The sequence below is a fragment of the Paraeggerthella hongkongensis genome, assembly GCF_003726035.1.
Taxonomy (GTDB): Bacteria; Actinomycetota; Coriobacteriia; order Coriobacteriales; family Eggerthellaceae; genus Paraeggerthella; species Paraeggerthella hongkongensis.
Genome location: NZ_QICD01000009.1, coordinates 48,203 through 75,198, shown reverse-complemented (window position 1 = coordinate 75,198; position 26,996 = coordinate 48,203). Strand labels below are relative to the sequence as shown.

22 protein-coding genes are annotated in these 26,996 nt (G+C 63.2%); 20 read left to right on the top strand and 2 right to left on the bottom strand.

The window, feature by feature from the left end; genetic code table 11:
• Nucleotides 1-49: 49 nt before the first annotated feature.
• From polA to DMP08_RS06280, 11 genes are all read left to right on the top strand, one after another.
• Complete coding sequence (gene polA, locus DMP08_RS06330; RefSeq protein ID WP_123192104.1) at nucleotides 50-2,677, top strand: DNA polymerase I; 2,628 nt, start codon at nucleotides 50-52, stop codon at nucleotides 2,675-2,677.
• A 262-nt stretch (nucleotides 2,678-2,939) separates the two neighbouring features.
• Nucleotides 2,940-3,320, top strand: coding sequence for a 50S ribosomal protein L21 (rplU, locus tag DMP08_RS06325; protein ID WP_123192103.1), 381 nt, complete (start codon nucleotides 2,940-2,942; stop codon nucleotides 3,318-3,320).
• Between the two features lie 18 nt (nucleotides 3,321-3,338).
• Nucleotides 3,339-3,590: a 50S ribosomal protein L27 gene (rpmA, locus tag DMP08_RS06320; protein WP_123192102.1), complete on the top strand. Its 252-nt coding sequence runs from the start codon at nucleotides 3,339-3,341 to the stop codon at nucleotides 3,588-3,590.
• 154 nt (nucleotides 3,591-3,744) lie between these two features.
• Complete coding sequence (gene obgE / locus DMP08_RS06315; RefSeq protein WP_123192101.1) at nucleotides 3,745-5,139, top strand: GTPase ObgE; 1,395 nt, start codon at nucleotides 3,745-3,747, stop codon at nucleotides 5,137-5,139.
• Nucleotides 5,139-6,293 (top strand): glutamate 5-kinase, encoded by a 1,155-nt coding sequence (gene proB, locus DMP08_RS06310; RefSeq protein WP_244596839.1) that lies wholly within the window; start codon nucleotides 5,139-5,141, stop codon nucleotides 6,291-6,293. The genes obgE and proB overlap by 1 nt, the downstream gene beginning before the upstream one ends.
• Nucleotides 6,294-6,335: 42 nt before the next feature.
• Entirely contained in the window at nucleotides 6,336-7,628 is a 1,293-nt protein-coding gene (locus tag DMP08_RS06305; RefSeq protein ID WP_123192100.1) for a glutamate-5-semialdehyde dehydrogenase, read from the top strand.
• On the top strand, nucleotides 7,629-8,324 hold the full coding sequence (gene nadD / locus DMP08_RS06300) for a nicotinate-nucleotide adenylyltransferase (protein ID WP_123192099.1): 696 nt from the start codon (nucleotides 7,629-7,631) through the stop codon (nucleotides 8,322-8,324).
• Complete coding sequence (gene yqeK / locus DMP08_RS06295; protein ID WP_123192098.1) at nucleotides 8,321-8,989, top strand: bis(5'-nucleosyl)-tetraphosphatase (symmetrical) YqeK; 669 nt, start codon at nucleotides 8,321-8,323, stop codon at nucleotides 8,987-8,989. Before nadD ends, yqeK begins: the two co-directional genes overlap by 4 nt.
• Entirely contained in the window at nucleotides 8,986-9,423 is a 438-nt protein-coding gene (gene rsfS, locus DMP08_RS06290) for a ribosome silencing factor (RefSeq protein ID WP_244596838.1), read from the top strand. The genes yqeK and rsfS overlap by 4 nt, the downstream gene beginning before the upstream one ends.
• Nucleotides 9,424-9,724: 301 nt before the next feature.
• A complete protein-coding gene (locus tag DMP08_RS06285) occupies nucleotides 9,725-10,039 on the top strand; it encodes a type II toxin-antitoxin system RelE/ParE family toxin (protein WP_123192096.1) in 315 nt (104 codons plus the stop codon).
• 5 nt (nucleotides 10,040-10,044) lie between these two features.
• Nucleotides 10,045-10,326 carry an addiction module antidote protein gene (locus DMP08_RS06280; protein ID WP_123192095.1) on the top strand — a complete coding sequence of 94 codons (282 nt, stop codon included), beginning with the start codon at nucleotides 10,045-10,047 and terminating at the stop codon, nucleotides 10,324-10,326.
• Here DMP08_RS06280 and DMP08_RS06275 read toward each other — a convergent pair.
• Together DMP08_RS06275 and DMP08_RS06270 are read right to left on the bottom strand one after the other, a co-directional pair.
• Nucleotides 10,316-11,557, bottom strand: a complete 1,242-nt coding sequence (locus tag DMP08_RS06275) for a chloride channel protein (protein ID WP_123192094.1) — start codon at nucleotides 11,555-11,557, stop codon at nucleotides 10,316-10,318. The two genes, DMP08_RS06280 and DMP08_RS06275, sit on opposite strands and share 11 nt — an antisense overlap.
• Nucleotides 11,558-11,566: 9 nt before the next feature.
• Complete coding sequence (locus DMP08_RS06270; RefSeq protein ID WP_123192093.1) at nucleotides 11,567-12,568, bottom strand: P1 family peptidase; 1,002 nt, start codon at nucleotides 12,566-12,568, stop codon at nucleotides 11,567-11,569.
• Between the two features lie 701 nt (nucleotides 12,569-13,269).
• Here DMP08_RS06270 and DMP08_RS06265 point away from each other — a divergent pair.
• From DMP08_RS06265 to DMP08_RS06225, 9 genes are all read left to right on the top strand, one after another.
• Nucleotides 13,270-15,873 carry an AfsR/SARP family transcriptional regulator gene (locus DMP08_RS06265; protein ID WP_123192092.1) on the top strand — a complete coding sequence of 868 codons (2,604 nt, stop codon included), beginning with the start codon at nucleotides 13,270-13,272 and terminating at the stop codon, nucleotides 15,871-15,873.
• A gap of 211 nt (nucleotides 15,874-16,084) precedes the next feature.
• Nucleotides 16,085-18,901: a preprotein translocase subunit SecA gene (gene secA, locus DMP08_RS06260; RefSeq protein ID WP_123192091.1), complete on the top strand. Its 2,817-nt coding sequence runs from the start codon at nucleotides 16,085-16,087 to the stop codon at nucleotides 18,899-18,901.
• Nucleotides 18,902-18,905: 4 nt separating this feature from the next.
• Nucleotides 18,906-20,000: a peptide chain release factor 2 gene (prfB, locus tag DMP08_RS06255; protein ID WP_123192090.1), complete on the top strand. Its 1,095-nt coding sequence runs from the start codon at nucleotides 18,906-18,908 to the stop codon at nucleotides 19,998-20,000.
• A 14-nt stretch (nucleotides 20,001-20,014) separates the two neighbouring features.
• On the top strand, nucleotides 20,015-20,854 hold the full coding sequence (locus DMP08_RS06250) for a transketolase (RefSeq protein ID WP_123192089.1): 840 nt from the start codon (nucleotides 20,015-20,017) through the stop codon (nucleotides 20,852-20,854).
• Nucleotides 20,847-21,812 (top strand): transketolase family protein, encoded by a 966-nt coding sequence (locus DMP08_RS06245; protein WP_123192088.1) that lies wholly within the window; start codon nucleotides 20,847-20,849, stop codon nucleotides 21,810-21,812. The genes DMP08_RS06250 and DMP08_RS06245 overlap by 8 nt, the downstream gene beginning before the upstream one ends.
• Nucleotides 21,813-21,867: 55 nt before the next feature.
• Nucleotides 21,868-22,710, top strand: a complete 843-nt coding sequence (gene ftsE, locus DMP08_RS06240; RefSeq protein WP_114567582.1) for a cell division ATP-binding protein FtsE — start codon at nucleotides 21,868-21,870, stop codon at nucleotides 22,708-22,710.
• Nucleotides 22,703-23,611, top strand: a complete 909-nt coding sequence (gene ftsX, locus DMP08_RS06235) for a permease-like cell division protein FtsX (protein ID WP_123192087.1) — start codon at nucleotides 22,703-22,705, stop codon at nucleotides 23,609-23,611. Before ftsE ends, ftsX begins: the two co-directional genes overlap by 8 nt.
• Nucleotides 23,612-23,629: 18 nt before the next feature.
• On the top strand, nucleotides 23,630-24,910 hold the full coding sequence (locus DMP08_RS06230; RefSeq protein WP_123192086.1) for a S41 family peptidase: 1,281 nt from the start codon (nucleotides 23,630-23,632) through the stop codon (nucleotides 24,908-24,910).
• A 4-nt stretch (nucleotides 24,911-24,914) separates the two neighbouring features.
• Nucleotides 24,915-26,996: a ribonuclease R family protein gene (locus DMP08_RS06225; protein WP_123192085.1), complete on the top strand. Its 2,082-nt coding sequence runs from the start codon at nucleotides 24,915-24,917 to the stop codon at nucleotides 26,994-26,996.

Sequence of the window (26,996 nt, the reverse complement as noted above, 5' to 3'; positions counted from 1 at the left end):
GCGCTTGCGCTATACTAAGCCCTCAAAACATTCGCCGACGGAGGTATTCATGTCGAAGAAGATAGCCGTCATCGACGGCAACTCGCTCATGCATCGCGCGTACCACGCGGTTCCCCCCACCATGAACGCGCCCGACGGGCGTCCCACCAACGCGGTGTTCGGCTTCCTGTCCATGCTGCTGAAGTTTATCGACATAGCGGCTCCCGACGCTCTCATCTGCGCGTTCGATGCGGGTCGCCCGGCGTTTCGCATGGAGGCTCTCGAGCAGTACAAGGCGCAGCGCCCTCCTATGGACGACGATCTGAAGGTTCAGTTTCCCATCATCGAGGAGCTTTTGGAGGCCATGGGCGTGCCGGTGGTGCGCATCAAGGGCTGGGAAGGCGACGACGTGCTGGGGACCATCGCCGCGCGCGACGAGGCGCTGGGTTACGAAACGCTGCTGGTGACCGGCGATAAGGACGCCTATCAGCTGGCTACCGACAAGACGCGCATCGTCACCACGAAGAAGGGCATCACCGACGTGGCCATATACGGGCCGGCGGAAGTGTTGGAGCGCTACGGCATCAGCCCCGAGCAGGTGCCCGACTACCTTGGCCTGAAGGGCGATTCTTCCGACAACATCCCCGGCGTTCCCGGTATCGGCGAGAAGACCGCCGCGAAGCTTTTGCAGGCGTACGGCAGCCTGGAAGGGCTCTACGAGCATGTCGACGAGCTCAAGGGCAAGCAGAAGGAGCGCATCGTCGAGAACAAGGACGCCGCCTTCGCCAGTCGCGAGGTGGCTACCATCGTGCGCGATCTCGACTTCCCGCTCGACCTGGAAGCGTGTCGTTTTCCGGATTTCGATCCGCAGGCCGTGACCGAGGCGTTCGAAGGGGTTCGGTTCAACGCCCATTTGAGCCGCGTGCTCAAACTGGTGGGCAAGGAGCCTGAAAAGAAAGCCGCTCCTTTGAGCGTGGACCCCGTTGTGACGGGCGACGAAGCCGATGCGCTGGTGTCGGCCGCTCTCGGCCGCGGGGAGACGCTGGGCGTGTCGTTCGTGGAACCCAAGCAGGCGTCTCTGTTCAGCGCGGGGCTTCACTGCGCCGTCAGCACAAGCGAGGGAACCGCGCTGTACGAAGACGAAGCGGGTTTGGAGGCTTTCGCGCGCGTCGTTCGCGAAGGATCGTTCGCTTCGCTCGACGTCAAGCTGGACGTGCATCGGGTGTACCCGCCGGACACGGCCAAGCGCGCGCTCGTTTCCGACGGCGATCTTTCGAGCATGCGCGCGTTCGATCTGGGGCTTGCCGGTTACGTGCTGAATTCCTCGGTTGCGGAGTACTCCTACGACGCTTTGCTGGACGCGTACTGCGGCGGCGTGCTGCCCGATGCGAAGGACGAAGCGTCGTTGGCGGCCGCTCAGGCCGCTGCGGCGCGCGCGCTGGTCGAGCCGCTGTCCAGCGCGTTGGAGCGCGATGGAAGCCGCGGCGCCTATTTCGACATCGACCTGCCCTTGGTTGCGGTTCTGGCCATCATGGAGCGCACGGGCGCGGCGGTGGATTACGATCGCCTGTTCGAGCTAGGCGCGCGTACGCAGGTGGAGCTCGATGACCTGCGGGGCCGCATCGTGGAGATGGCGGGGGAGGAGTTCAACCTCGATTCCCCCAAGCAGCTTTCGCACATCCTGTTCGAGGTTCTGGGGCTCAAGCCCCTCAAGAAGAACCAGCGCGGGTACTCGACCGACGCGGGCGTGCTCAAGGAATTGGCGAAGGAGCACGAGTTGCCGGAGCTCGTCCTGCGTTATCGAGAGCTTGCCAAGGTGAAGTCGACCTATATCGACGCGCTGCCCCGCATGCGCGCGGAAGACGGGCGCGTGCACACCAGCTTCAATGAAACGGTCACCACTACCGGACGTCTGTCCTCGTCCGATCCGAACCTTCAGAACATACCCGTTCGCACCGAGTTCGGGCGCAAGATCCGCGAGTGCTTCGTGCCGCTCGAACCGGGCAGCAAGTTCCTTTCGGCCGACTATTCCCAGATCGAGCTGCGCTTGCTGGCGCACCTTTCGGCTGACGAGCATCTGGTGGCGGCGTTTTGCTCGGGGGCGGACTTCCATGCCGCTACGGCCAGCCGCGTGTTCGGCTTGCCGGTGGAGGAGATCACGCCGGAGCTGCGCAGCCGCGCCAAGGCGGTGAACTTCGGCATCGTCTACGGTCAGCAGGCGTTCGGGCTTTCGCAGAGCCTGGGGATTCCCTTCGGCGAGGCGAAGGGAATGATCGAGCGCTACTTCGAGGCGTACCCTGGAGTGCGGACGTACCTGGATGAGACGATCACCGTGGCCAAGGAGAAGGGCTACGCGGAAACCATGTTCGGGCGCAAGCGCCATATCCCCGAGCTCAAGGCCGGCAACGCCAACCAGCGCGGCTTCGGGGAGCGCACGGCTATGAACCACCCTATGCAGGGAAGCGCGGCCGACATCATCAAGCTTGCGATGACCGAGGTCCAGCGCCGTCTCATGGAAGAAGGGTTTCGCGCGCGGCTGCTTTTGCAGGTGCATGACGAATTGGATTTCAGCGTGCCTCAGGACGAGATCGAGCGTTTGTCCGCCATGGTCAAGGAGGTCATGGAGGGCGTGGCCGAACTGCGCGTCCCCCTGGTGGCCGACGTGTCCTTCGGAGACAGCTGGGCCGAGTCCCATTAAGGGGCTGCTCGGGTGCGATCGCTTTCGGCGTGCGGTTCGGGTTCGGCCCTTCTTTTGAGGGAAGTGTGATATTTGAAAAAACACGCCACGCTGCCGTGCGTATCTACCAAACATCTGCTACCATATAAACGTTGTGCTCTGTGGAGGCACAGCGTAGGAAGAGTGCGATGATACGCGGAGATTGTGCATAAGATCACATTGACTTGCTACGGTCACGCTGTTAAGATATCGCCTTGCGTTTATTTATATCAAGGAGACACTCATGTACGCAATCGTAAAAACGGGCGGCAAGCAGTACAAGGTTGCCCCTGGCGACAAGCTGAACATCGAAAAGCTTGACGCCGAGGTCGGCGCAAAGGTCGAACTCGAGGCCATCTGCGTCGTCGATGGCAAGAAGGTAGAAGCTGATCCTGCGAAGGCAGCCGCTACGAAGGTCACCGCTATCGTTCTCGAGCAGTTCAAGGGCGAGAAGCAGCTGGTCTTCAAGTTCAAGAAGCGCAAGAACTACAAGAAGCTGCGCGGTCATCGCCAGCAGCTCACGCGCGTCGAGATCGAGTCGGTTGGCTCTGCTAAGAAGACCGCTGAGAAGAAGCCGGCTGCCAAGAAGGCCGCCGAGAAGCCTGCGTCGGACGACGCCGAGTAAGCGCAAGGAGGGAACACCATGGCTCACAAGAAAGGTCTCGGGTCTACCCGTAACGGCCGCGACTCCCGTGCGCAGCGACTGGGCGTGAAGATGTTCGCTGGTCAGACTGTCAAGACGGGCAACATCATCGTTCGTCAGCGCGGCACGCATTTTCATCCGGGCGAGAACGTCGGCCGCGGCAAGGACGACACCTTGTTCGCACTGTGCGACGGCACGCTCGAATTCACGCGTGGCGTCAAGCGCAAGATCCATGTGCGCCCCGAGGCGTAAGGGTCTGCTGACAACGACAGCATAACGTTCTTATGTTGAGCGGTGCCCCCTGTTCGTCAGGGGGCACTTTTTCATATACAATCCGTAAGGTTGGATACCATCAAACCGCAGCTCCCCGATGCGAGATGCGGAACGAATACGAAGGAACGCTTCCGTGTTTATCGATAAAGTGCGCATTCACGTAACAGGCGGCAACGGCGGAGCAGGCTGCATGTCGTTTCGCCGAGAGGCCCATGTCCCCAAAGGCGGGCCCGACGGCGGCGACGGAGGTCATGGCGGCAACGTGGTGGTCGAGGCCGACGCCAGCTTGTCGTCCCTCATCGAATACCGTTTCAAGCACCATTTCAAGGCCGAGCGCGGAACGCACGGCAAAGGCAGCCGCATGCACGGAGCCACGGGCGAGGACTTGGTTCTGAAGGTGCCCGTCGGCACCGTGGTGCGCGAGTACTTCGAAGACGAGAAGGAAACCGGCGAGCTCATAGCCGACCTGACGCATGATGGCGAGCGCGTGACCGTGGCCGAAGGCGGCATGGGCGGCCGCGGCAACATCCACTTCGTCACGTCCAGAAGGCGCGCTCCAGCCTTCGCCGAATTGGGAGAGCCCGCCCAGGAGGGTTGGATCGAGCTCGAGATGAAGCTCATGGCCGACGCCGCGCTGGTGGGCATGCCGTCGGCGGGCAAGTCGTCGCTCATCGCCAAGATGAGCGCCGCGCGTCCCAAGATTGCCGATTACCCGTTCACCACGCTGGTTCCGAACCTCGGTGTGGCGCGCTCGGGCGATCTGAGCTTCGTCGTGGCCGACATCCCCGGCCTGATCGAGGGCGCTCACGAGGGCAAGGGCCTCGGCCATGAGTTCCTGCGTCACATCGAGCGCACGGCGCTCATCGTGCACGTGGTGGACTTGACGGGCGATTGGGAGGGCCGCGATCCGCTTGAAGACTACGAGATCATCAACCGCGAGCTTGCGCTGTACGCTGACGAACTGGCGAATCGCCCGCGCATCGTGGTGGCCAACAAGATCGACGTGCCCGGCGTGGAGGAGGCGTGCGAGCTGCTGGCCGAGCGCGTGCGCGAGGACTCCCTTGCTGCGGCCGACGGCGACGAGTTCGGGCAGAGCTCCATCGATCCGAAGCTGTACTGCATCAGCGCGCTGACGGGCGAAGGCGTCGACGGCCTGAAGGCCGCCATCGCCACGAAGGTGCACGAGCTGCGCGAGGCTGCTCGCGCGCATGCCGAGCAGGACGTGCAGTACGAGCACGTGTGGGAGCTCAAGCGCGAGGCGCGCGACAAGCGCTTCAAGGTGTTTCCGTTGGGCGGCGGCGTGTTCCGCATCGAGGGGCCGCAGGTTGAGCGCATGGTGGTGCAGACCGACTGGGAGAACGAGGAGGCCATTCTCTTCCTGCAGCATCGCTTGAAGCGTCTTGGCGTGGAGCAGGCGCTCGAGCGCGCAGGCGCGGTAGACGGCGACGAGATCCGCATTGTGGGGCGCGCGTTCGAATTTGAGTCGGCTCGCACGGCGGAGGATTTGTACAAGGAGCTTGATCTGTAATGAAAGCAGACCGTGTGGTCGATGCGGCGCAGCCGATGCAGGGGAAGCGCCTGGTTATCAAAATAGGGTCGTCGACGCTCACCACTTCGGAGAGCTCGATCGACTATGCGTACCTGCAGAAGCTGGCCGATCAGATAACCCATGCGAAGAGCGTCGGCTGGCAGCCCGTCATCGTGACGTCGGCCGCTATCGCGTGCGGTTTGGAGGCGCTCGGCATTGCCAAGCGGCCTTCGGACATGCCCAGCTTGCAGGCTGCGGCTTCGGTGGGGCAGAGCGCGCTTTCGACAGCCTACGCCGAGGCGTTCGCGCCTCATGGCATCACGACGTCGACCGTGCTGCTCACGCGTCGCGACACGGCGGATCGAAACGCGTACCTGCATGCGCGCGACACGTTGCTGCGCTTGCTCGACTTGGGTGTCGTGCCCATCGTGAACGAGAACGACACGATCTCGGTTGAGCAGATTCGCTTCGGCGACAACGACACGCTCGCCGCTTTGACGGCGTGTCTCATCGACGCGGACCTCATGATCATCTTGTCCGATATCGAGGGCTTGTACGACGCGAACCCGCATCACCATCCCGACGCGCGCCTTATCTCGTGCGTCGAGGCTATCGGACCGGAGGTCATGGCCGTGGCGGGCGGCGCGGGCACCACGGTGGGGTCGGGCGGCATGATCACCAAGATCAAAGCGGCGCGCGTGCTCATGGTTGCGGGCATTCCCATGGTCATTTGCCATGGCCGTCGCGAGAACGTCATCGTCGACGTGGCTGCCGGCGAAGACGTGGGGACGCGGTTCGTCGCGGCTGAAAAGCCGCACGAGATAACCCCGAAGAAGCTGTGGATCGCGCTCGGAGATTCCGCGCGCGGGTCGCTGGTGGTGGACGACGGCGCCAAGGCGGCGCTCACGAGCAAGGGCAGCTCGCTTTTGTCGGTGGGGGTGCGCGCGGTGGAAGGTCGCTTCGATCCAGGCGACATCGTTGACATCAAAGACGGTGCGGGGCATCTGTTCGCACGGGGCAAAGCGGCGTTTTCAAGTGATGAGACCGCGCTTGCCATAGGACGCACACGCTCGCAGTTGCAGGCGAATCGCCTGTTGGCAAGCTTGGCGGAACGCCCGCTTGTTCACCGTGACGAGCTTGTGGTGTTCGAGTAGGCCGGTTCGGCTATGGGCAAGGCGGGACAAGGAGGCAACGATATGATCGACGAAACCGTGCGCGACGAGGTACGTCGCGTTGCTGAGTCTGCTCGGGCCGCAAGCGCGGCGCTGGGGCAGACCACTGCAGGGGAGCGCAATCGGGCGCTCATCGCAATGGCGCGGGCTCTGCGCGAGCATGCGGTGGATATTATCGCTGCCAACGGACGCGATATGGACGCGGCGCGCGAGGCCGGAACCAAGGAGAGCTTGCTTGACCGCCTCATGTTGGATGCGGATCGCGTCGATGCGATGGCGTGCGCCCTTGAGGATTTGGTCGCCCTGCCCGATCCGCTGGGATGCGTCCAAGACGAGCGCCAGCTGTACAACGGCATCGAGCTTACGCGCGTGAGCGTGCCTTTGGGCGTGGTGGCCGTGGTGTACGAAGCGCGTCCCAACGTGACGGCTGACGCGACCGGCATTTGCCTGAAGTCGGGCAACGCTGCGGTGTTGCGCGGCGGCAGTCTGGCCTCCGCTTCCAACGAGGCCGTCGCGCGCGTGCTCCATGACGCTGCGGTGGGCGCCGGCATGCCGCAGGGTTGCATCGGGCTGATCGCCTCGACCGATCGCGCTGCAGCCGACGAGCTCATGCAGCTTCACGGGGTGATCGACGTGCTTATCCCGCGGGGCGGGGCGGGGCTTATTCACCACTGCGTCGAGCATTCCAAGGTTCCCGTTATCGAAACGGGTACGGGGAACTGCCATGTGTACGTGCATGCTACCGCGGACTTGGAAATGGCGCGCGCTATCGTGCTCAACGCGAAATGCCGCCGCTACGGCGTGTGCAACGCGGCCGAAACGCTGCTGATCGACGAGGCTGCGGCGGATTCTTTGCTGCCCGCCCTGCTTTCCGACCTGCGCGCCCAGGGCGTGGTTTTGCATGCGGACGAGTGCGCTCTTCGAGTAGCGCGCGCTCATGGCATTGAGGCGCAGGCCGCTGTCGAGCAGGATTGGGCTACCGAATACCTGGCGCCTGAGATCGCGGTGAAATGCGTTGGCGGCGTCGACGAGGCCGTCGATCACGTGAACCGGTACGGCACGCGGCACTCCGAGGCTATCGTCGCCGACCCCGCCGATGCAGAGGGCGCGGCGGCGCTGGAGGCGTTTCTCAATCGCGTTGACGCGGCTGCCGTGTACGCGAACGCTTCCACGGCGTTCACGGACGGCGGGCAGTTCGGCCTGGGAGCCGAGATCGGCATCTCCACCCAGAAGCTTCATGCGCGCGGCCCGTTCGCGCTTGCGGCGCTCACGTCGTACAAGTACGTGCTGCGCGGTACGGGGCAGGTGCGCGCGTAAGTGGCCGTCATCTGCGATAGGTTCGACCAGCTGGGCACAGACGGGCGTCCTGCTCGGCTGGGTATCATGGGGGGCACGTTCGACCCCATCCATATCGGGCACCTTGCGTGCGCCGAGCAGGCGCGCGAGGCTTACGGGCTGGACGGCGTGGTGTTCGTTCCCGCAGGCAATCCGGTGTTCAAGAAGGACAGGAACGTGACTCCTGCCGCGCACCGTCTTGAGATGTGCCGCGTTGCCGTGGACAGCAATCCTGCGTTCGATGTGAGCTCGATCGAGATCGACCGCGGCGGCGACACGTACACGGTGGACACGCTGCGCCAGATGCGCGCGCATTACCCCGCCAACGTGGAGCTGTGCTTCATCACCGGGGCCGATGCGGTGTACCACATCCTGCAATGGCGGGAAAGCGCGGCCATCGCCGATCTGGCTCGTTTGATCGCGGTTACAAGGCCGGGCTACGCGCTGTCCGAATCGCATCGTGAGGCCATCGCCGAGCGAGGGAGCTTCACGGTCGACTATCTGGAAGTTACGGCGCTTGCCATCTCCTCGAGTGACTTGAGGGGTCGGGTTGCGGCGGGAAGGTCGATTCGCTATTTGACCATGCAGGGCGTTCTCGACTATATTCAAGCGCATGCGCTGTATCGCGTACAAGGCTGTACCGCATGCGGCGGCACGGAAGGAGGGTCGTTGCGATGAGCGAACGGGATGCATCGTGCGTGCCTGCTCCTTGCGAGGATGACGCGCTGTCCGACGCGTTTTTCGAAGCGCGCAGGCAGGATTTGAAGGCAAGGCTCAAGCGCTCCCGGTACGAGCACACGCTGGGGGTGGCCGACACCGCCGTGCGGCTTGCGCGTTTGTACGGCGTCGACGAGCGTAAAGCGCGCTTGGCGGGGCTGCTGCACGACTGGGACAAGAGCTTCGACGACGAGGGCATTCTCCGACGGGCTGAAGAGCTGGGACTCGACGTCGATTCCTCTGCGATCGGGGACCTTCCGGCGCTTTTGCACGGTCCCACGGCCGCGCTCGCGCTTTCGCGGGCGTATCCTTGCATCCCGTGCGATATCGTGCGGGCCATCGAGCTGCATACGACGGGCGCTATCGGCATGAGCGATTTGGATATGGTCGTGTACGTTGCCGATGCTGTCGAGCCCGGTAGAAAGTACGATGGGCTGGGAAAGCTGCGCGCGCTGATCGGGCGGGTCTCGCTCGAGGAGCTGTTTTTGGCTACTTTCCAGCATGTTCTTCTCAATCTTATCGATCGGCGTAAGCGGGTGTATCCGCGAACGCTCGAAATATGGAACCATTACCTTGTCCGCGCGCGAGAAGCCGCAGGCGAAACACCGAAGAAAGGAATAGCGTGACCGAAACGAAGAACGAGACCCCCGAGGTGACCTCTCGCGAATGCGCGCTCATCGCTGCGCGCGCCGCTGACGAGAAGAAGGCTACCGACATCATGGTGCAGGAGGTACGCGAGCTTATCGGCGTAACCGATTACTTCGTGATTGCAACCGCGTCGAACAACCGCCAGGTCGAGGCTATCGTCGACGAGATCGAAGAGGCTGTTCGCACGCAGGGGCGCCTGAAGCCCCTGCATCGCGAGGGAACGCAGGACGGCACCTGGTCGCTGCTCGATTACGGCAGCTTCGTCGTGCACGTGTTCCAGCCCGAAACGCGCGACTACTACCGACTGGAGGCGCTCTGGAACGACGCGCCCGTGGTGGATCTGGCGAAGGAAGCGGGTCTGACCGAGATCGAGTATTCCGATCGCATTGCGAAGATGCTCGGGCGCAAGTAGCGGTCATCCGCACGCTATACGGTTTGCAACGAGAAACGGGGCTTCGGCCCCGTTTCTCGTTGACCAGGCTGTTTCGATGCGCGCTGGATGCGCGTGAGAAACGTTCTGGGCTTTCGCGCGGTCCGCGCTGGATTCGCGTCAGGAGCGTGCTGGATTTTTGCTGGGAAGCTGCTGGATCCGTGGCAAATCAGGTCGGATCCGCGCTGGATATGCGCCATCTGCGCGCTAGATTGCCTCGCTATGCTTTTGCGAAGGTGCTTGACGCGGCAAGTTGTATCCTATAAGATACAAAGGAGCAAAGATGGCAGACGATTCGTGGACGGTAGAAACAACGCCGTCGTTTGACAGGTGGATGCGCAGGCTCAAGGATAGAACCGCAGCTTCTATGGTGACGATTCGCATCCGTAGAATGCAGGTAGGTTTGTTCGGGGACGTGCGGGATGTCGGCGAGCACGTTTTCGAGATGCGCATAGCCTATGGTCCCGGCTACCGCTTGTACGGAACGCGGGCGGGAAGCTCGATTATCGTACTGTTGTGCGCAGGGGATAAAAGTTCGCAAGCTCGGGATATCGTCAAGGCAAAACGCATGGCAAAATCTTTTCGCAGAAAGAGGTAAACGAGATGAGGACGAAGGAGTTTTGCGTCGAGGACTATCTAAGGACCGATGAGGAGATTGCTGCGTACCTGAGCGCCGCGCTTGAAGAAAACGATCCTTCGTTTTTTAACATAGCACTTGGGGACGTGGCCCGCGCTCGAGGCATGTCGGCTGTAGCGGAGCGTGCCGGAGTTGGGCGTGAGAGCCTGTACAAGTCCCTTTCGAAGGACGGCAATCCTCAGTTCGGAACGATAGTCGATGTTTTGGGTGCGCTGGGCTTCAAGCTTACCATCGCGCCTAGCTCGTAGTCGTACGCAGTCCCTTCGGAAGGGGGAGAGCTGCTCCTAATGCGGCTGCGGCGATCATCACCACGACGCCTTTCACCGGGAAGCACAGGAACAGCAGCAATACGGTCATAAGCGGTTGGCGCATGACGCCGCCGACGAGCGCTGCCGTGCAGGCGCACAGGCAGAACACGGGGTCGGCTCCCGTGAGCGCCGCCATGCCGTAACCGATGGAGACGCCGGCGAAGATGACGGGAAAGAAATGCCCGCCCCTCCAGCCGAATCGGATGCACAGGGGCGTGATGGCCACTTTCGCGAATCCTGTTGCAAGCAGCGTGACAGCCCCCATGCTCATCCAAACTTCGTTAAGCTGCTCGGTTTGCACTTCGCCGGCGAACATCGTGAACGGCAGCGCTATGCCCATGGTTGCAAGGGCAAGCCCCGCGATGACCGCTTTCAGCACCGGGCGGTCTCCCATCTTGTCCGATGCTCGCTTGAAGCAGCCGTCGAACGCGCAGAACAGCCACCCGCCCGCCGCGCCGATCAAGGCAAGCGGCAGGAACCAGACCACTTCCGTCGCGCCGACGTGGATGTTGCTGTAATGCGGAAGCGACATGCCTCCGCCGAACAGCGACGACAAGCCCATGAGCGCGCCCAACGCTCCTGCTATCGCGCAAAAGTACACGACCAGCTTCGAGGTTTTCGGAAGGGTGATGGTCTGCTCGGACCCTTCGGGCTCTCCGCCGTAAAGCGGTGCGGCGAACCCGAACAGGGGTGCGGTGAATATGGCGGAAAGCGCAGCCATGGTGCCGACCGAGGTGAGCTGCTTGAAGTCGGATCCGAAGCGCTTCATGCGGTCGCCTACCCAGGTGCAAATGCCGGCGATCGCCCCGGTCAAGCCGGCTTCAGGGCCGATGGACCCGCCGAAGAACAGAGGAAGAAGCGCTGCGATGGACATGGTTCCCAGCTTGTCGTATTCGTAGCGGCCGTCTTGCTTTACCTTGGCCATGACCTCGCTGAGGTCTTCCGGGTAAGGGCCGAAGCGCTTGGTGAACAGGCCGATGATCAACCCTCCCACCAAGCAGGCCGCCAGGGGGAAGTACGGCCCGAAATGCGCGGGCATCTTCTCCCATATAAAAGAGATGCCCAGGTTCATGACGAAGAGGAGAAACCACACGAACGCTCCCGCTATGGCTCCGGTCACGATGACCGACGCGACGAACAGTGAGCGGTTTGCGAACTTCGCTGCCTTCACGACGCGCTCCTAACGCGCGACGATGTCTCGGGCGCAGGGCAGGCCGTGCGCGCTTTGCGCCGTTTGCACGGCGCGCACGACGGCGCCCTGCATGGCTTCGGTGGCCAGCATGGCCACCAAGTCGTAGTCGGCCTCCGCTTCGCACGAGGAGAACGTGAACACGGTGTCGCCGTCGCCGGACGTGTGGACGGGCTTGATGGTCCGGGCGTACGCGTCGTGGACGGTGGACGATACTTTGGTGGCCTGCGCCTTGGTTATGCGAGCGTTCGTGAGAACCAGCCCGATGGTGGTGTTCGGGCAGGGCCCTTCGCTTGGGATTGCTCGGCTTCCGTCGTCTTGGATGCGGCTTGCGAGCTCGGCCAGCGCATCGAGCGGATCCATGACAAGGCCGTTTTCTCCTCGGCATCCGGCGATCCACGTGCCGTCGCTTTCGCAGACGTTGCCAAGTGCGTTCACGGCGACGATGGCCACCGCCACCACGTCTCCCATGCCCAGCCCGCAGATGCCCAGCCCGGCCTTCATGGCCCGATCGCCGCCCAGGAGCTTTCCAACCGTGGCCCCGCATCCGGCGCCGACGTTTCCTTCTTCAAGCGGCTCGGTTGCTTTACGCTCGAAAGCCGCGCGGGCGGCAGCGCGGCCCATGGTTGCGTCGGGATGCGCGTTTTGGCCTACGAGCAGGTCGAACAGGCACGCTCCGCACACGATCGGCACCCGCGCGCTTTCGACGGGAAAGCCGATCCCGCGTTCCGCCAGCTCTTCCATCACGCCGGTCGACGCCGCTAAGCCGAAAGCGCTGCCGCCCGAAAGGACAACGGCGTGCACGGCTTGGATCATGTTCTCCGGCTTGAGCAGATCGGTCTCGCGCGTGGCGGGTCCGCCTCCGCGCACATCGACGCCGCAGACGCCGCCTTCGGGCGCGATGACCACGGTGCAGCCCGTTGCCGCAGCGGCATCGTGCGCGTGCCCGCACAGAAACGCGGGCAGATCGGAGAGGGAAGCGGGCTGGATCATGGCGGTTCCTTCCTGAGGAGACTGGTCATGCAGTAGTCGCATTGTACACCGTGGAAGGAGCCTTCGCTGTTGAAGGATACGACCGAATCCGGCGTGGAGGAGGGATCGGTCCCTGTTGCGCGAACCGGCCGGTGCCGTGCGGGGGCCGCCGGGAGCCGACCTTGCGCGAATCGCGGGAACGGGTCCGTTGCCGGCGAGGGCTGCGGCTGCGCGGGTGCCGTCAAACCGCCGTATCCGCGTTCCTGCGTGCACGAGCAACGTTCCTATGTGCACGATTCTTTCTCCAATGTTGCGCGCGAGCGCATGCCGAGGCTCTCTCGTCGGCGGCGAAAGAACGCGACCAGGCGAAACGCACGGTCGTATCGAAGGCCGTCTCTCTGCGCGCCTCTCAAACGCAACATTGGGGAAAGAATCGTGCAGCAAGCAAGGTGCCTGCCGTTGGATCCATGCCGACGCGCGGGGCCTTTCCGAATCGGACGGCTTGCGATCGGGCGAAACGGGGCCTTTCCGACGGCGAAGGGACGTTCCGGAGCGCCTGCGAGGTTTTCGCGGGATGGGGGCATGATGTATGCCTATATGGGTTTGCCGGTGAAAAGGTGCCGGGATCGAACTTATGTCGGCTTGCGGTGCCCCTTTCGCAGTGATACGGTGAAAACCCTTTCAAACCGCTGCATCCCTCCCTTACGATGGGAGTGATTCGCATGCCAGATTTTCTGACCAAGACCGCTTGTCGCGGACGTCGTCCGCAGCGATTCGTCTCGGCCCGCCACTATCGGCGCCCCGACCTCATTGCGAAGTTGCTGAGGGAACGCCATGTTCCCCGGTTCATCGTTGCGCCCGAAGGATTCGGTAAATCGTTCGTAGCGCTGGAGTACGCGGAAACGGTTTTCCGGTTCGAGCACGTGTTTTGGATCGACGCGAAAAGCCCGTGCTTTTTGCGCGATCTTGATGACGGGCGCATTGCCAAGACGCTTTCCTCGGAAGACCGTGCTTCGTTCTTGGCCGTTGTCGAGGACGTGCCCTCGCTGGACCCTCAGCGCGTCGAGTTGCTGTCTCGTGAGATGGACGCGCTGATTGACCGTGGCTGCGAGGTTCTGGTCACCTGCCTGCCCATGCGCGACGCCTTTCATGGGCAGCGGGATCGCCTCAAGCTGGGGGCTGCGGACTTGCTGTTGACCGATGTCGAGCTTGATGCTTTGCGCACGGCTGCCGAGCGCGAGGCCGAACCCGCTGCCCTCATGCCGACGGCGCGCCGCATCGCGACGCTTGCGTGGGGGACGTCCGGCGATCGCGCGGCGTTTCTCGCGTCGGTTGCGAAGGAGGAGCTTCCTACCGATTTGATGCTCCCCTTGTTTTCGATGCTGTGCCTGCAAAGCGGTGCGCTTGCCGACCTTGCGGCGTTCGGCTCCTGCGAGGACGATTCGATTGCGATTTTGTCAGAGCAGTATCTTTACCTGGGAATCAACTGCAGGAAAGAGCGCTTCGACGCTGCCTCTTTTTCCATGGACGAGTTGTCGGAGGCGTTTTCGCCGACGTTGCCCGACCTTGCGAAGAGGTCGGTGTTTCCCGACGCCGATGCGCTCGCGACGCACATTGCGGACGCTTTGCTGAAACGCGAGCAGTTCGCGCGTGCGTGCGACGCGGCTCGCTTGCTGGCATCGCGCAAGGCGCGCGCAGCGTGGTTGGCAAGCCGGGGCCGCGAGCTTTCCGACGGGGCCTGCCTGGCCCCCGCGTGCGACGTGTATCGTTCGCTTGGCGCAGAGAAGGCCGGTCTGGCCTGCGCCCTCGACGCCGCCGAAGCCGCGCGTCGCGCTTTGTTGGGAGATCGCGACTCCGCCTGCGCCGTTGCACGACGGGTGAGCGGGTCTTCTGCCGCCGCGGTTGGATTGAGGGCCGCTGCGGCGCTCGTCTTGAGTCGATGCGCCGAAGAAGGGGAGCGCCGCCGCGCTGTTCGCCTTGCCTCTTCGCTGGCCCTTGCTCCCGAAGCCGCACGTGAGGATGGCGGGCTTTTGCCGGATGCGGACTGGCGGTCTCTTGCGGCGGCGGCTGCCGTGCAGGATGCGCTTGAGACCTCGTGCACGGAAGGGGCTAGGGCGTGGCTTGCTTGGTACGAAGGCGGCGTTCGCGGGCGCATGATGGCCTATGCTGCAGCTTGGGTGCTCTCTTGCGCGGAGCTTGAGGCGCGCACCGGGCGATCGCGGGCCGAGGCGTTGCCCTCGGAATCGGTCGACCAGGTGGCTGCCGTGGTGCGAGCGCGGGTCTCGACGCTTGCGCAGAACGCATTGCGGCTCTTCGATGGAATGGCGGGCGCGGAACTCGAGCGCGCATGCGAAAGCGGAGCGGTGTCGGTTCCTTCTCTTGACGCGCGCTCGTCTTTAGCCGTGCGTCGCGTCGAGATGGCCCTGTTCTCTCAGCGTGCGGAGCATGAGCGCATTGAGCGCGAGCGCGCCGAGCGTCGCTTCGTATTCTCGACCACCCATCCTGATGCGTTCAGAAGCCAGTCTTGCATGTCTGCGCCGTCTGCGGCCATTGGGGCGACGCCGAGGCTCACGGTGAACCTGTTCGGCGGCTTGGACGTACGCATAGGGGGCAAGCGGGTCGACGATGCGCTGTTCAGGAGGCAGAAGGTCAAAACGTTGCTGGCTCTTCTTGTGCTCAACCGGGGGCGCGAGTTCTCGCGCGACAAACTGGTTTCGCTGCTGTGGCCGGAAAGCCCGCTGGAAGCGGCGCGCAAGAATTTCTACGGGGTTTGGAGTCTTTTGCGCCGCGCGCTCAAAACGCCGGATGGCACCTGCCCATACCTGATTCGGCAGCAACGCGGGTTGCGCCTCGATGCCGACCTGCTGGACAGCGACGTTGTTCAATTGGACGACGTGTGCAACAAGCTGTTGTTCGAACAGCCGGGATACGGGGGATGGGCGTACTTGTTTTCGCAGGTAAATGATAGGTTCTCAGACGATATCCTTCCTAGCGAGAATAACAATGACGCCCTTGTGGGCAGGCGGGCCGAGTGTCGCGACAAGTTGGTGGACGCCTTGGTGGCGGCTTCGACGCGGCTGGTGGGAGCGGGCGAAACGCGCGAGGGGTTGTGGTTCGCCCGGGCTGCTCTGCAGCGCGACGGCGGGCGGGAGGATGCGTACGTGGCGCTCATGGAGGCCCAGATGGGAGCGGGGCAGCGCAGCGCGGCGCTCGAGACGTACTTCGCATGCCGCCGCTACTTGGTAAACGAGCTGGGCATCGATCCGTCCATCGAGACCACGCGCCTGTACCGTAGCATCATCGAGAGCGAAGAGACGCTCGAATGATCAGCCGTCGAGCGCAAAGAAGCAAGGAAAAACGCTGTTTCCGCAGTCTCGCGCGTCGTCGCTCGCATCGGGGCCAGCGGTGCGAAAATGCTGTTGAGATTATTGACCGGCCGATGCCGACGGGTTCGTTATGTTAGAGTGGTTCGTGCTGTATTCAAACGTTCGACCGCGCGACCGGCGCAGTTCCGGCCGCGAAAAGGATGGCGCATACATGGCTGGATTCCTATCCAAGCTGCTGACGCTCGGCGAGGGCAAGCAGATGAAGAATTACGAGGCGACCGTGGCTAAGGTCAACGCCCTCGAGACGCAGATGCAGGCGAAGACCGACGAAGAGTTGCGCGCGCTCACCGCCGCTTTCCGCGAGCGCGCCCAGGGAGGGGAGGACCTCAAGAGCCTGCTTCCCGAGGCGTTCGCCACCGTGCGCGAGGCATCCGTGCGCACCTTGGGTTTGCGGCACTTCGACGTGCAGCTCATCGGCGGCATGGCCCTGAACGACGGCCAGATCGCCGAGATGAAAACCGGCGAAGGCAAAACTCTCGTCTCAACGCTTGCTGGCTACTTGAACGCCCTTTCGGGCAACAACGTGCACGTGGTAACCGTGAACGACTATCTGGCCAAGCGCGACAGCGAGTGGATGGGGCAGGTGTATCGCTTCCTCGGCATGGAGGTGGGCCTTATCCAGAACGGCATGCGTCCGGACAAGAAGAAGCCTGCGTACTTGGCCGATGTCACGTACGGCACGAACAGCGAGTTCGGCTTCGACTACCTGCGCGACAACATGGTGACCCGAGCGGAAACGCGCGTCCAGCGCGGGCATCATTTCGCCATCGTCGACGAGGTGGACTCCATTCTCATCGACGAAGCGCGAACCCCGCTCATCATCTCCGGCGCCGGAACGCAGGCGGCCGAAACGTACAACAAGTTCGCCCGCGTCATGGTGGGTCTTCGCCTTGACGAGGACTTCGAAATGGACGAGGCGAAAAAGACCATCAACGCCACCGAGAGCGGTCTGGAGAGAATCGAGGCCATGCTGGGGATCGACGACATCTACGCCGATCCGTCCGGGCAGCTTCCGAACCACCTTCAGCAGGCGCTCAAGGCCCAGTTCCTGTTCCATCGCGACGTGGACTACGTGGTGGTCAACGGCGAAGTGAAGATCGTCGACGAGTTCACGGGCCGCATCATGGAGGGCCGCCGCTATTCCGAGGGCCTGCATCAGGCGCTCGAAGCGAAAGAGCGCGTCCTTGTGCGCGAGGAGAACCAGACGCTCGCCACCATTACGCTGCAGAACTACTTCCGTCTGTACGAGAAGCTCTCCGGCATGACCGGCACGGCCATGACCGAGGACGCCGAGTTCCGCGAGATCTACAAGCTGCCCGTCGTGGCCATCCCGCCGAACCGCCCGGTTGCCCGCAAGGACGAGAACGACCTGATCTACCGCACGGTGGATGCCAAGTTCAACGCCGTGGCCGACGATGTTGCCGAGCGCAACGCGAACGGCCAGCCCTGCCTTATCGGCACGGTGTCCATCGAAAGCTCGGAAAGGCTCTCGCGCCTGCTGGACAAGCGCGGCATCGCGCACGAGACCCTGAACGCGAAGAACCATGAACGCGAAGCCCATATCATCGCGCAGGCGGGCCGCGTGGGCGCCGTGACCATCGCCACCAACATGGCCGGCCGCGGCACCGACATCTTGCTGGGCGGCAACCCCGACGTGCTCGCCGACGATGTTCTTCGCGCGCGGGGCTTCGACCCCGAGCTGGACGCCGATGCCGAGGCGGAAGAGGGCAAGGCGCCCGCGCCCACCGCCGAACAGCGAGCGGATGCGCTCGCCGAGGCCAAGCGCGTTTGCTCCGAGGAGCATGACGCCGTGATCGCCGCGGGCGGCCTCACCGTCATCGGCACCGAGCGCCATGAGTCCCGGCGTATCGACAACCAGCTGCGCGGCCGCGCCGGTCGTCAGGGCGATCCGGGCGTGACGCAGTTCTATTTGTCGCTCGAAGACGACCTCATGCGCCTGTTCGGCGGCAACCGCATGGACTCCATCGCGCGCATGATGGAGAAGACCGACATGCCCGACGACATGCCCATTCAAGCCGGCATGGTGTCGAAGGCCATCGAAGGCGCGCAGCGCCAGGTGGAAAGCATGCACTTCGCCGCTCGTAAGAACGTGCTCGAATACGACGACGTCATGAACCTGCAGCGCGCGGCCATCTACGGAGAGCGCAACGCCATCCTGGACGGCAAGGACATGGACGAGCGCATTCCTCAGATCGTGAGCGACGCGGCGGAGGCCGTGGTGCAGGAGAACTGTCCCGCCAAGGCCCCCAGCGACGACTGGGACAGCAAGGCCGTGGAGGCGTGGGCCGCCAACATGACGGGCCGCGACGACTTCCGCGTGGGCGACGTCGATCACGACGACGATCCGGCGGTTTTGGCCGAGGAATTGACGGGCTACCTGGAGCGCGTGTACGCCGAGAAGTCGGAGCAGTTGGGCGAGTCGGTCATGAAGATGCTCGAGAGCCAGGTCATGCTGCGCATCATCGATACGCGCTGGATGGCTCACCTTCAGGAGATGGATTACCTGAAGGCCGGTATCGGCTTGCGCGCGTTCGGCCAGCGCGACCCTTTGGTCGAGTACAAGAACGAGGCGTACAACGCCTTCCAAAGCCTGACGGCGGGCATGTACGAAGACTACCTGCGCACGCTTTTGCGTCTTCAGGTGGCCGTGAAGCAAGACCAGCCCGAACTGGCCGAAGAGAAAAGTCCGCTCGATGGCAAGGTGAGCTATTCGTCTCCCGAACAGGTGCTTGAAGAGACGGGCGTCGCCGCTGCTCGCAGGCAGGCTGCGGCCTCCGGAACTCCGACCGCCGACGGCCAGCCGGCAAGGCCTCCCAAGCCCGCAGCGGCCAAGCCGCAAACCTATGTCAAGGACAAGGACGATCCCTTCGCCGACGTAGGGCGCAACGACCCGTGCCCGTGCGGCTCGGGCCTTAAGTACAAGAAGTGCCACGGTAAGAATCTGTAGGAACATGGCTGATAGAGACTTGAAAGACTTAGAGCAGGTGGCCCGTCGCGTGGAAGACGCGCGCGGGTACCTGCACATCGAAGACAAAACGGCGGAGCTTGAGAAGCTCGACGCCGAGATCGCGTCGCCGGGCTTTTGGGATGACGCGTCCCATGCCCAAAGCGTGTCGAAGCAGGCCAGCGTGCTGCGCGACACGATCGGCGAGTACGACGAGGCGGCGGCCCTTTTGGAGGACGCGCGTGCCGCGTTCGAACTGGCTGCGGAAGACGAGCTGTTCGCCGACGAAGCCCAATCCGCGCTCGACGCGCTCGACGGCATGCTGGACAAGCTGGAGATCAGCTCGTGGTTCTCCGAGCGCTTCGACGGGGGAGACGCCATTTTGACGGTGAACCCCGGGTCGGGCGGCTTGGAGGCCCAGGACTGGACCGAGATGCTGTATCGCATGTACGCTCGCTACGCCGAGGGCAAAGGGTGGAAGGTCACCGTGCTCGACGTGGTTCCGGGCGAGGGCATCGGATTGGACAAGGCTACCATCCAGGTGGAGGGCCGCAACGCTTTCGGCATGCTGAAAAGCGAAAACGGCGTGCATCGTCTGGTGCGCATCAGTCCGACCGACGACAAGAAACGCAGGCACACCACGTTCGCCGGCGTGGAGGTGCTCCCGGTGCTTCCCGATGACATCGAGGTGGATCTCAATCCCTCCGACGTTCGCGTGGACGTGTATCGGTCGAGCGGCCCGGGCGGGCAATGCGTCAACACCACCGACTCGGCCGTGCGCCTCACGCACGTGCCCACCGGCATCGTGGTCACGTGCCAGAACGAGAAATCCCAGCTGCAAAACAAGGAAGCCGCGTTTCGCGTGCTGAAGGCGAAGCTCTACGAGCGCGAAGAGCAGAAGCGCGCCCAGGAGCTGGCCGAACTGCGCGGCGAGCGTATGGACTCCACGTTCGGCAGCCAGATTCGCAATTACGTGCTGTATCCCTACCAAATGGTTAAAGACGTCCGCAGCGGCATCGAGACCGGCAACGTGGAGGCGGTCCTCGACGGCGATCTGGACGAGTTCGTAGTGGGCTATCACCGTTGGAGAGTGTCCCAATAATGAAAGGAACAGGAATGACCGAGCTTGAACGGCGGGCGAACGAGATGCGCAAGGACATCGTGCGCATGATCGCGGAAGCGGGAAGCGGGCACCCGGGCGGGTCGCTCTCGTGCGCCGACATCCTATGCGCGCTGTACTTCGGGAGCGTCCTCGAGTACGACTCCCAGAATCCCGACGACGAGGCGCGCGATCGCTTCATCCTGGCGAAAGGCCATGCCGCGCCGGCGCTCTACGCCGTGCTCGCGCATGCGGGCTACTTCCCGCGCGAGGAGCTGCTGACGCTGCGCAAGCTGGGGGGCCGTTTGCAGGGTCATCCCGATTCCAGCTTGGTTCCCGGCGTTGAGGTGTCCACCGGCTCGCTCGGCCAGGGGCTGTCCGTTGCGGCGGGCGCTGCCGCCGGCTTGAAGCTTGACGGGAAGGGCCAGACGGTGTTCGCGCTTTTGGGCGACGGCGAGTGCCAGGAGGGCCAGGTGTGGGAGGCCGCTATGTTCGCGGCTCACCGCAATCTGGACAACCTGGTGGCCATCGTGGACCGCAACTGCCTGCAGATCGACGGCGACACGGCCGACGTGTGCGATCCGGGCGATCTGGTGGCGAAGTTCCAGGCGTTCGGTTGGGACGCGTGCGAGGTTGACGGACACGATATAGACGCCCTTATCGAGGCGCTTTCGGCTGCGAAGGCAGATCGTCAGGGCAAGCCCCATGCGTTCATCGCGCGCACGGTGAAGGGCAAGGGCGTGTCGTTCATGGAGCATCAAGCGGGTTGGCACGGCAAGGCGCCGTCGCCCGAGCAGACCGAGGCCGCGCTGGCCGATCTGGCGGCGCTGGAGGAGAAGGAGGCCTGCCGTGGTTAAGCTGGCAGACGAAACGCAGTCCCAGGTCAAGCGCGCAACGCGCGCGGCGTACGGAGCGACGCTTGCGGAGCTGGCCGGCGAGGGCCTGCCGGTCGTTGCCGTGGACGCCGACCTGACGGGTTCCACCACCACCAAGAAGCTGGCGGATGCGGGCTTCGAGGATCGCCTGTTCAACTGCGGCATCGCCGAGCAGAACATGGTCGACGTGGCGGCGGGCCTGGCCATCACGGGCCATGTGGCCTATACCGGCTCGTTCGCCGTGTTCGGTACGGGCCGTGCTTACGACCAGATCCGCAACACCGTGTGCTACAGCAACTTGGACGTGAAGATCGCTCCGACGCATGCGGGCATTTCCGTCGGCCCTGACGGCGGCAGCCATCAGATGCTCGAGGACGTCTCGCTCATGCGCGGGCTTCCCAACATGCGCGTGCTGGTACCGGCCGACTATGCGGCTGCGCGCGCCGCAATCCGCCTGGCCGCGGCTACGCCCGGTCCAGTCTACGTGCGCATGGGCCGCGCGTCCGTTCCGGCCGTCTACGCCGACGGCGTGGAGCTGGAGCTGGGGCGCGCCTACGTGCTGCGCGAGGGTTCCGACGCCACCATCGTGGCGTGCGGCGTCGAAGTGGAGCAGGCGCTCAAGGCGGCGGACATGCTTGCCGAAGAGGGCATTCAGGCCGAGGTTATCGACGCATTCAGCGTCAAGCCCCTTGACGAGGAGACCGTCGTTGCGTCAGCAGCGAAGACGGGCCGCGTAGTGGTGGCCGAGGAGCACAGCGTCTACGGCGGCTTGGGATCGGCTGTGGCGGAGGTGCTTGCGCGCACGAACCCGACGCCGGTCGAGTTCGTGGGCATGCGCGATCAGTTCGGCAAATCGGGCGAGTTCGAGGAACTTCTCGACTACTTCAACCTGGGTTCGCGGGCGATTGTCGAAGCTGTGAAGAAGGTTATGGCCCGATAGCGGTTCTGCTAGAATCAGGCCGTCTCAGTACATCACTATTTGAACGGAGCATTCTGTGACGAACGACATCAGCCAAGGGGTTCCTGCGCGCCCGCAGCGGCGCGGCGGTGCCCATGCGGCGCCGGTGCGGCAAACTGCGTCGCAGCTGTCCGCGTCGCTGCCGGTGCTGGAAGTCGATGACATTCCCCAGCAAACGGGCACCCCGGTCATCACGTTCGACCATGTGACGAAGGTATACCCTGCGCAGCCGAACAAGCCGGCCCTCAACGATATCTCCCTGCAGATCTATGCGGGCGAGTTCATCTTCTTGGTAGGCCATTCTGGTTCGGGCAAGTCGACCTTCATCCGCATGCTCATTCGCGAGGTGAAGCCCACGCAGGGCCATATCTACGTGGCCGACGAGGACCTGTCCACCATGCGCAACTGGCGCGTGCCGTATTTGCGCCGCAACATCGGATGCGTGTTCCAGGACTTCAAGCTCCTGCCGAACAAGACCGTGTTCGAGAACGTCGCGTTTGCTCTCGAGGTAATCGGCAAGAGCCGTCACGTCATCAAGACGCAGGTCCCTGAGGTTTTGCGCCTGGTGGGCCTGCAGGACAAGCTCAACAAGCGCCCCGACCAGCTTTCCGGCGGCGAGCAGCAGCGCGTGTCCATCGCGCGTGCCATCGTGAACCGCCCGCCGCTGCTCATCTGCGACGAGCCCACGGGCAACTTGGACCCGCAGACCTCGCGCGGCATCATGGACCTGCTCGAGCGCATCAACCGTACGGGCACCACGGTGCTCGTTGCCACGCACGACCGCGAAATGGTCGATAACATGCGTCGTCGCGTCATCGCGCTCGACCGCGGCAATCTGACCCGCGACCAGGATAGGGGGGTGTACGGTTTCGATGTCTAGTTTCTTCTACTTCCTGCGCGAGTCGCTCACCGGCTTCACGCGCAACCTTTCAACGGCACTCGGTTCCATCGTCACCATCTTCCTGTCGCTTCTGATCATCGGCATTTTCTTCGTTGCCGGCCTTGTGGTCGAAAACGTGGTTTCGTCGGTTGAGAACGAAGTGTCCATCACGGCGTATGTGGCCGACGACGCTCCCGAAGCCGATGTTCAGAGCGTTTCAAGCTACGTCAAGGGTCTTGAGGGCGTGGCCTCGGTTGGGTTCACGACGAAAGACCAGGCGCTCGAGAAATTCCGCTCTACGTCGAGCTCCGACATCATCGACACGCTTGACGGGCAGAACCCCTTGCCGGCTTCGATCGACATCGAGCTGTCCGACCCGCAGTTGGTCGAGCAGGTTGCCTCGTCGCTGCTGAGCAATGCGACGTACCAGAAGATCAGCGAGGATCCCAGCAATCCTGCCGATTCCGTCAAGTACGGCGAGAAGACGGTCGAGCGGCTGTTCGCCCTGACCAACTACGTGCGCTACGTGGGCATCGCCTTGGTCGGCTTGCTTGTGTTCATCGCGCTCGTGTTCATCAACAACACCATCCGCCTTGCCATTCTTGCTCGTCGCAAGGAGATTGCCATTATGCGCTTGGTGGGTGCGTCGAACGGCTTTATTCGCGGGCCCTTCCTCATGGAAGGCGCGCTGCACGCTATCATCGGCTCGCTTTTGGCGGTCGGGTGCTTGGAGCTGCTTCGCAACTTCGCGTTGCCGCGTTTGCAAAGCGCGCTCATGTTCTTGAACTTCGATATCGCCTTGAATATGTTCCTGCTCATCTATGCGGTGCTGATTGTTTCCGGCCTGTTCATCGGCTTGGTTGGCTCTGCATTGGCTATGCGTCGCTACCTCAAGGTGTAGCGTTTCGCGTGGAAGGTCATGGCGAAGCATACTGACAGTTCGAAGATTGCCGCGTCCGCGCGTAAAGCGCGGGCGCGCAACGTGCGCCTCATCAAGGCGTTTTCTTTCTTTGCCGTAGTGTGCCTGGCATTTGTCGGCGGCTTTTTCGTGCGCGGCGAAATTCCCTTGCTGGAGTCCTTGGGGATGGGAGGACTTCCCGGGGATTCCCAAACCTCGTTGAGAAGCGACTTGTCGCGCGATGCGTACGGATCGCTCGGCGCGCGCGTCGGCGAAGTGGAGGACGTCCTCAAAAACGATAGCTTGGACTCTTATGATCTTGATGCGGCAACCTCGAACGTGCTCGAGGCGTTTGCCAAGACTACGCAGGACCCGTATCTGCGCTACTACGACGCGAACCGCTATGCCGCGCTTATGAAGGACAGCGCGGGAAGCTATGCGGGCATCGGCGTGCTGTTCTCGGAATACAACGGGCGCGCGTACGCTGTGGACGTGTTCGAGGGCTCCGCCGCTCAGGCTGCTGACGTACGCCAAGGCGATTTCGTTGTGGCCATCGACGGCGATCGCGATCATGACTGGACCACCACGGAGGTGGCTGCGGCCCTGCGCCGCGACGAAGGGGAGGACGCCGTCGTAACCTGGCGGCGGGCTGCATCCCTTGAGGACGAAGGCGGCGAGGAATTCACCACCACGCTTTCGTGCTCGAGCTACACCGTGAAAAACGTCGTCGCCGAGCTTTCGGGTTCCGTGGGCTACATCCAGCTCAAGCAGGTTACTCAGAACGCGTCCAGCTTGGTGAGCAGCGCGATTTCCGATCTGGAATCGCAAGGCGCGCTCTCGTTCGTCTTGGACATCCGCGACAATCCCGGCGGATTCTTGACGCAGTCGGTGGATGTGGCCAGCTTGTTCGTGAAGAGCGGTACCGTGGTCAAGATCCAGACGAAGGAAGCCGAGGAAACCACGAAGAACGCGAACGGCACCATTGCGACCGACAAGCCCCTTGTGGTGCTGGTCAATGGGAACACGGCGGCTTCCGCCGAGGTGCTAGCCGCCGCGCTCAAAGACAACCAGCGCGCTACGCTTGTGGGATCGACCACCCTCGGGAAGGGTTCGGTCCAGGTCACGCGCGACCTCAGCTTCGGCGGAGCGCTTCGCTACACCGCTGCGTACTACAAGAGCCCGCTCGGCCACAACATCGATCGGGTGGGCGTGGTGCCCGACATTGCGGTGGGGCTGTCCGAAGGGGTCGACAATCAAAAGGCGCTTGCTATCGAAACCGCTCAGTCGCTTGTAAGGGAATAGAGCCGTGGCTCGTTCCCGTTCGCATACGCGGCGCACGCCCCGCGCTCATCCTCGAGGCGTCCTGATGGTTCGCGCGGGCGGCTTCGGCTTCGTGCAGACCGCCGAAGGCGAGTTCTTCGTGCCGGAATCGAAGATGGCGGGCGCGTTCGACGGCGATCTGGTGGAGTTGGCTCCCCTTCCCGCGCCGAAGGGCGGTGCAAAGCAGCCGCACGAGCGGCATGGATCCCATGCGACGGAGAAGCCGGCTGCGCGCGTGTTGCGCGTGATCGACCGTGCGCACGATACGCTGGTGGGCCGCTACGAGGTGGCCGAACCTTTCGGCGTCGTGGTTCCTGAAGACACGCGCATCCCTTACGACGTTTTCACGATGCGCTCAGAGTATCCTGATATCGAGGACGGCTCGCTTGTCCGCGTGCGCATTTCGACGTTTCCTTCCCGTAATACGGCGGCGACGGGAGTTATCGAAGAAGTACTCGGCAAGGCTGACGAGGAAGCTGCGGCGATAGATTTGGTGATCGCGCGGCATAAGCTCGAGACGACGTTTTCCGAAGGCGCGCTTTCAGAGGCGCGCGCTGCAACGGTTGACGAGGATGTCGCGCTGGCCGAAGGGTACCGTGATCTGCGCGAGCGCTTCACGTTTACCATCGACCCTGCGGATGCGCGCGACTTCGATGACGCGATCTCCTTGGATCCCGTGGTTTTGGCGAACGGCGAAGTCGTGCTGAGCCAGCCGGCGCGTCGGGAGGAAGCACCCGACAGCATGCGATTCGTGGACGGGCGCGGGGCGGAGGCCGTGCGCTGGCGTCTGGGCGTGCACATCGCGGACGTTTCGCACTACGTGCCGTGGAACTCGTCGCTTGATCTGGATGCACGGCGCCGCGCAACAAGCGTGTACCTAGTCGATCGGGTGATCCCGATGCTGCCGGAGGAGCTGTCGGGCGATCTGTGCTCGCTGCGCCCGAACGAAGTGCGACGCTCGATGACGGTCGATCTGTACCTCGACGACGATGCGCGGTTGGTTTCGTACGATCTGTACCCTGCCCTTATTCGCTCGAACGCGCGCTTGTCGTACGATGAGGCGCAGGACATGATCGATGCTCGGGCCGAAGCCGACGATCAGCTTGCCTGGCGCCTTGCCCGTCTTTCGCTCATTGCGCGCAGGCGCTCGGCGGCGCGCGAAGCGGCGGGAGGGCTGGACTTCGACACGGTGGAAGCGCGCGTGCGCCTCGATCGGGAGGGGCATCCCGTTGCCATAGACCTCAGGCGCAAGACCGACGCGACCTCGCTGATCGAAGAGGCGATGATCTTCGCGAACGAAACAGTGGCTCGTCACTTGAACGACGCTCGGTTCCCAAGCTTGTTTCGCGTGCACGAACAGCCGTCGGCGGACAGCTTGGCGGCTCTGATTCCGGTGTTTCAGGAGTTCTCGTGGTTCGACCTGGTTGATCAAGGCAAACTGGTGGCGGGCGATCCCCGGGTGCTGCAGCAGGTTCTTGAGGCCAGCGCTTCCCGCGCGGAAGGGGAGTTGGTCTCGTCGCTGCTGCTTCGTTCCATGAAGCGGGCGGTTTACCGGCCTGCGTGCGAGCCCCACTTCGGGCTCGCTAGCAGCTCGTACACGCATTTCACATCTCCCATCAGGCGATATCCTGATCTGGTGGTGCATCGCATGTTGAAGGCGCAGCTGACGAAGCGGTCGGAGCGATTCGATCAGGAGGTTGCGGCGCTTCCCTGGATAGCCGAGCATTCCTCGGATATGGAGCGCGTGGCCGAGAAGGCGGCGCGCGAATCCCAGGAAATCAAAATCATCGAGTACTTGCAGGCGTTCGTAGGCCAGTCGTTTTCTGCCGTGGTGTCGGGCGTAGCAACGTACGGGCTGTACGTGCGGCTGGACAACACTGCCGAAGGTTTGGTTCCCGTAAGAAACCTGGGGCCAGAGTACTTCGCGTTCGATCCGGTGCAGCACCGCCTGACCGGTCAGGACACGGGCGCAACCTATCGCTTGGGACAGCGCCTTGCCGTGGTTCTGACATCCGCCGATCCGCGCGCCAGGCGGTTGGATTTCCGTCCTGTTCAACAAGGGCGGTAG

What these genes read in the sequence shown, in the direction of transcription:
- DMP08_RS06250 (WP_123192089.1), top strand. Translation starts at nt 20,015, where the DNA reads ATGACCGAGCTTGAACGGCGGGCGAACGAGATGCGCAAGGACATCGTG.
- DMP08_RS06305 (WP_123192100.1), top strand. Translation starts at nt 6,336, where the DNA reads ATGATCGACGAAACCGTGCGCGACGAGGTACGTCGCGTTGCTGAGTCT.
- ftsX (WP_123192087.1), top strand. Translation starts at nt 22,703, where the DNA reads ATGTCTAGTTTCTTCTACTTCCTGCGCGAGTCGCTCACCGGCTTCACG.
- DMP08_RS06265 (WP_123192092.1), top strand. Translation starts at nt 13,270, where the DNA reads ATGCCAGATTTTCTGACCAAGACCGCTTGTCGCGGACGTCGTCCGCAG.
- polA (WP_123192104.1), top strand. Translation starts at nt 50, where the DNA reads ATGTCGAAGAAGATAGCCGTCATCGACGGCAACTCGCTCATGCATCGC.
- rpmA (WP_123192102.1), top strand. Translation starts at nt 3,339, where the DNA reads ATGGCTCACAAGAAAGGTCTCGGGTCTACCCGTAACGGCCGCGACTCC.
- yqeK (WP_123192098.1), top strand. Translation starts at nt 8,321, where the DNA reads ATGAGCGAACGGGATGCATCGTGCGTGCCTGCTCCTTGCGAGGATGAC.
- prfB (WP_123192090.1), top strand. Translation starts at nt 18,906, where the DNA reads ATGGCTGATAGAGACTTGAAAGACTTAGAGCAGGTGGCCCGTCGCGTG.
- DMP08_RS06280 (WP_123192095.1), top strand. Translation starts at nt 10,045, where the DNA reads ATGAGGACGAAGGAGTTTTGCGTCGAGGACTATCTAAGGACCGATGAG.
- DMP08_RS06230 (WP_123192086.1), top strand. Translation starts at nt 23,630, where the DNA reads ATGGCGAAGCATACTGACAGTTCGAAGATTGCCGCGTCCGCGCGTAAA.
- secA (WP_123192091.1), top strand. Translation starts at nt 16,085, where the DNA reads ATGGCTGGATTCCTATCCAAGCTGCTGACGCTCGGCGAGGGCAAGCAG.
- rplU (WP_123192103.1), top strand. Translation starts at nt 2,940, where the DNA reads ATGTACGCAATCGTAAAAACGGGCGGCAAGCAGTACAAGGTTGCCCCT.
- DMP08_RS06285 (WP_123192096.1), top strand. Translation starts at nt 9,725, where the DNA reads ATGGCAGACGATTCGTGGACGGTAGAAACAACGCCGTCGTTTGACAGG.
- DMP08_RS06270 (WP_123192093.1), bottom strand. Translation starts at nt 12,568, where the DNA reads ATGATCCAGCCCGCTTCCCTCTCCGATCTGCCCGCGTTTCTGTGCGGG.
- proB (WP_244596839.1), top strand. Translation starts at nt 5,139, where the DNA reads ATGAAAGCAGACCGTGTGGTCGATGCGGCGCAGCCGATGCAGGGGAAG.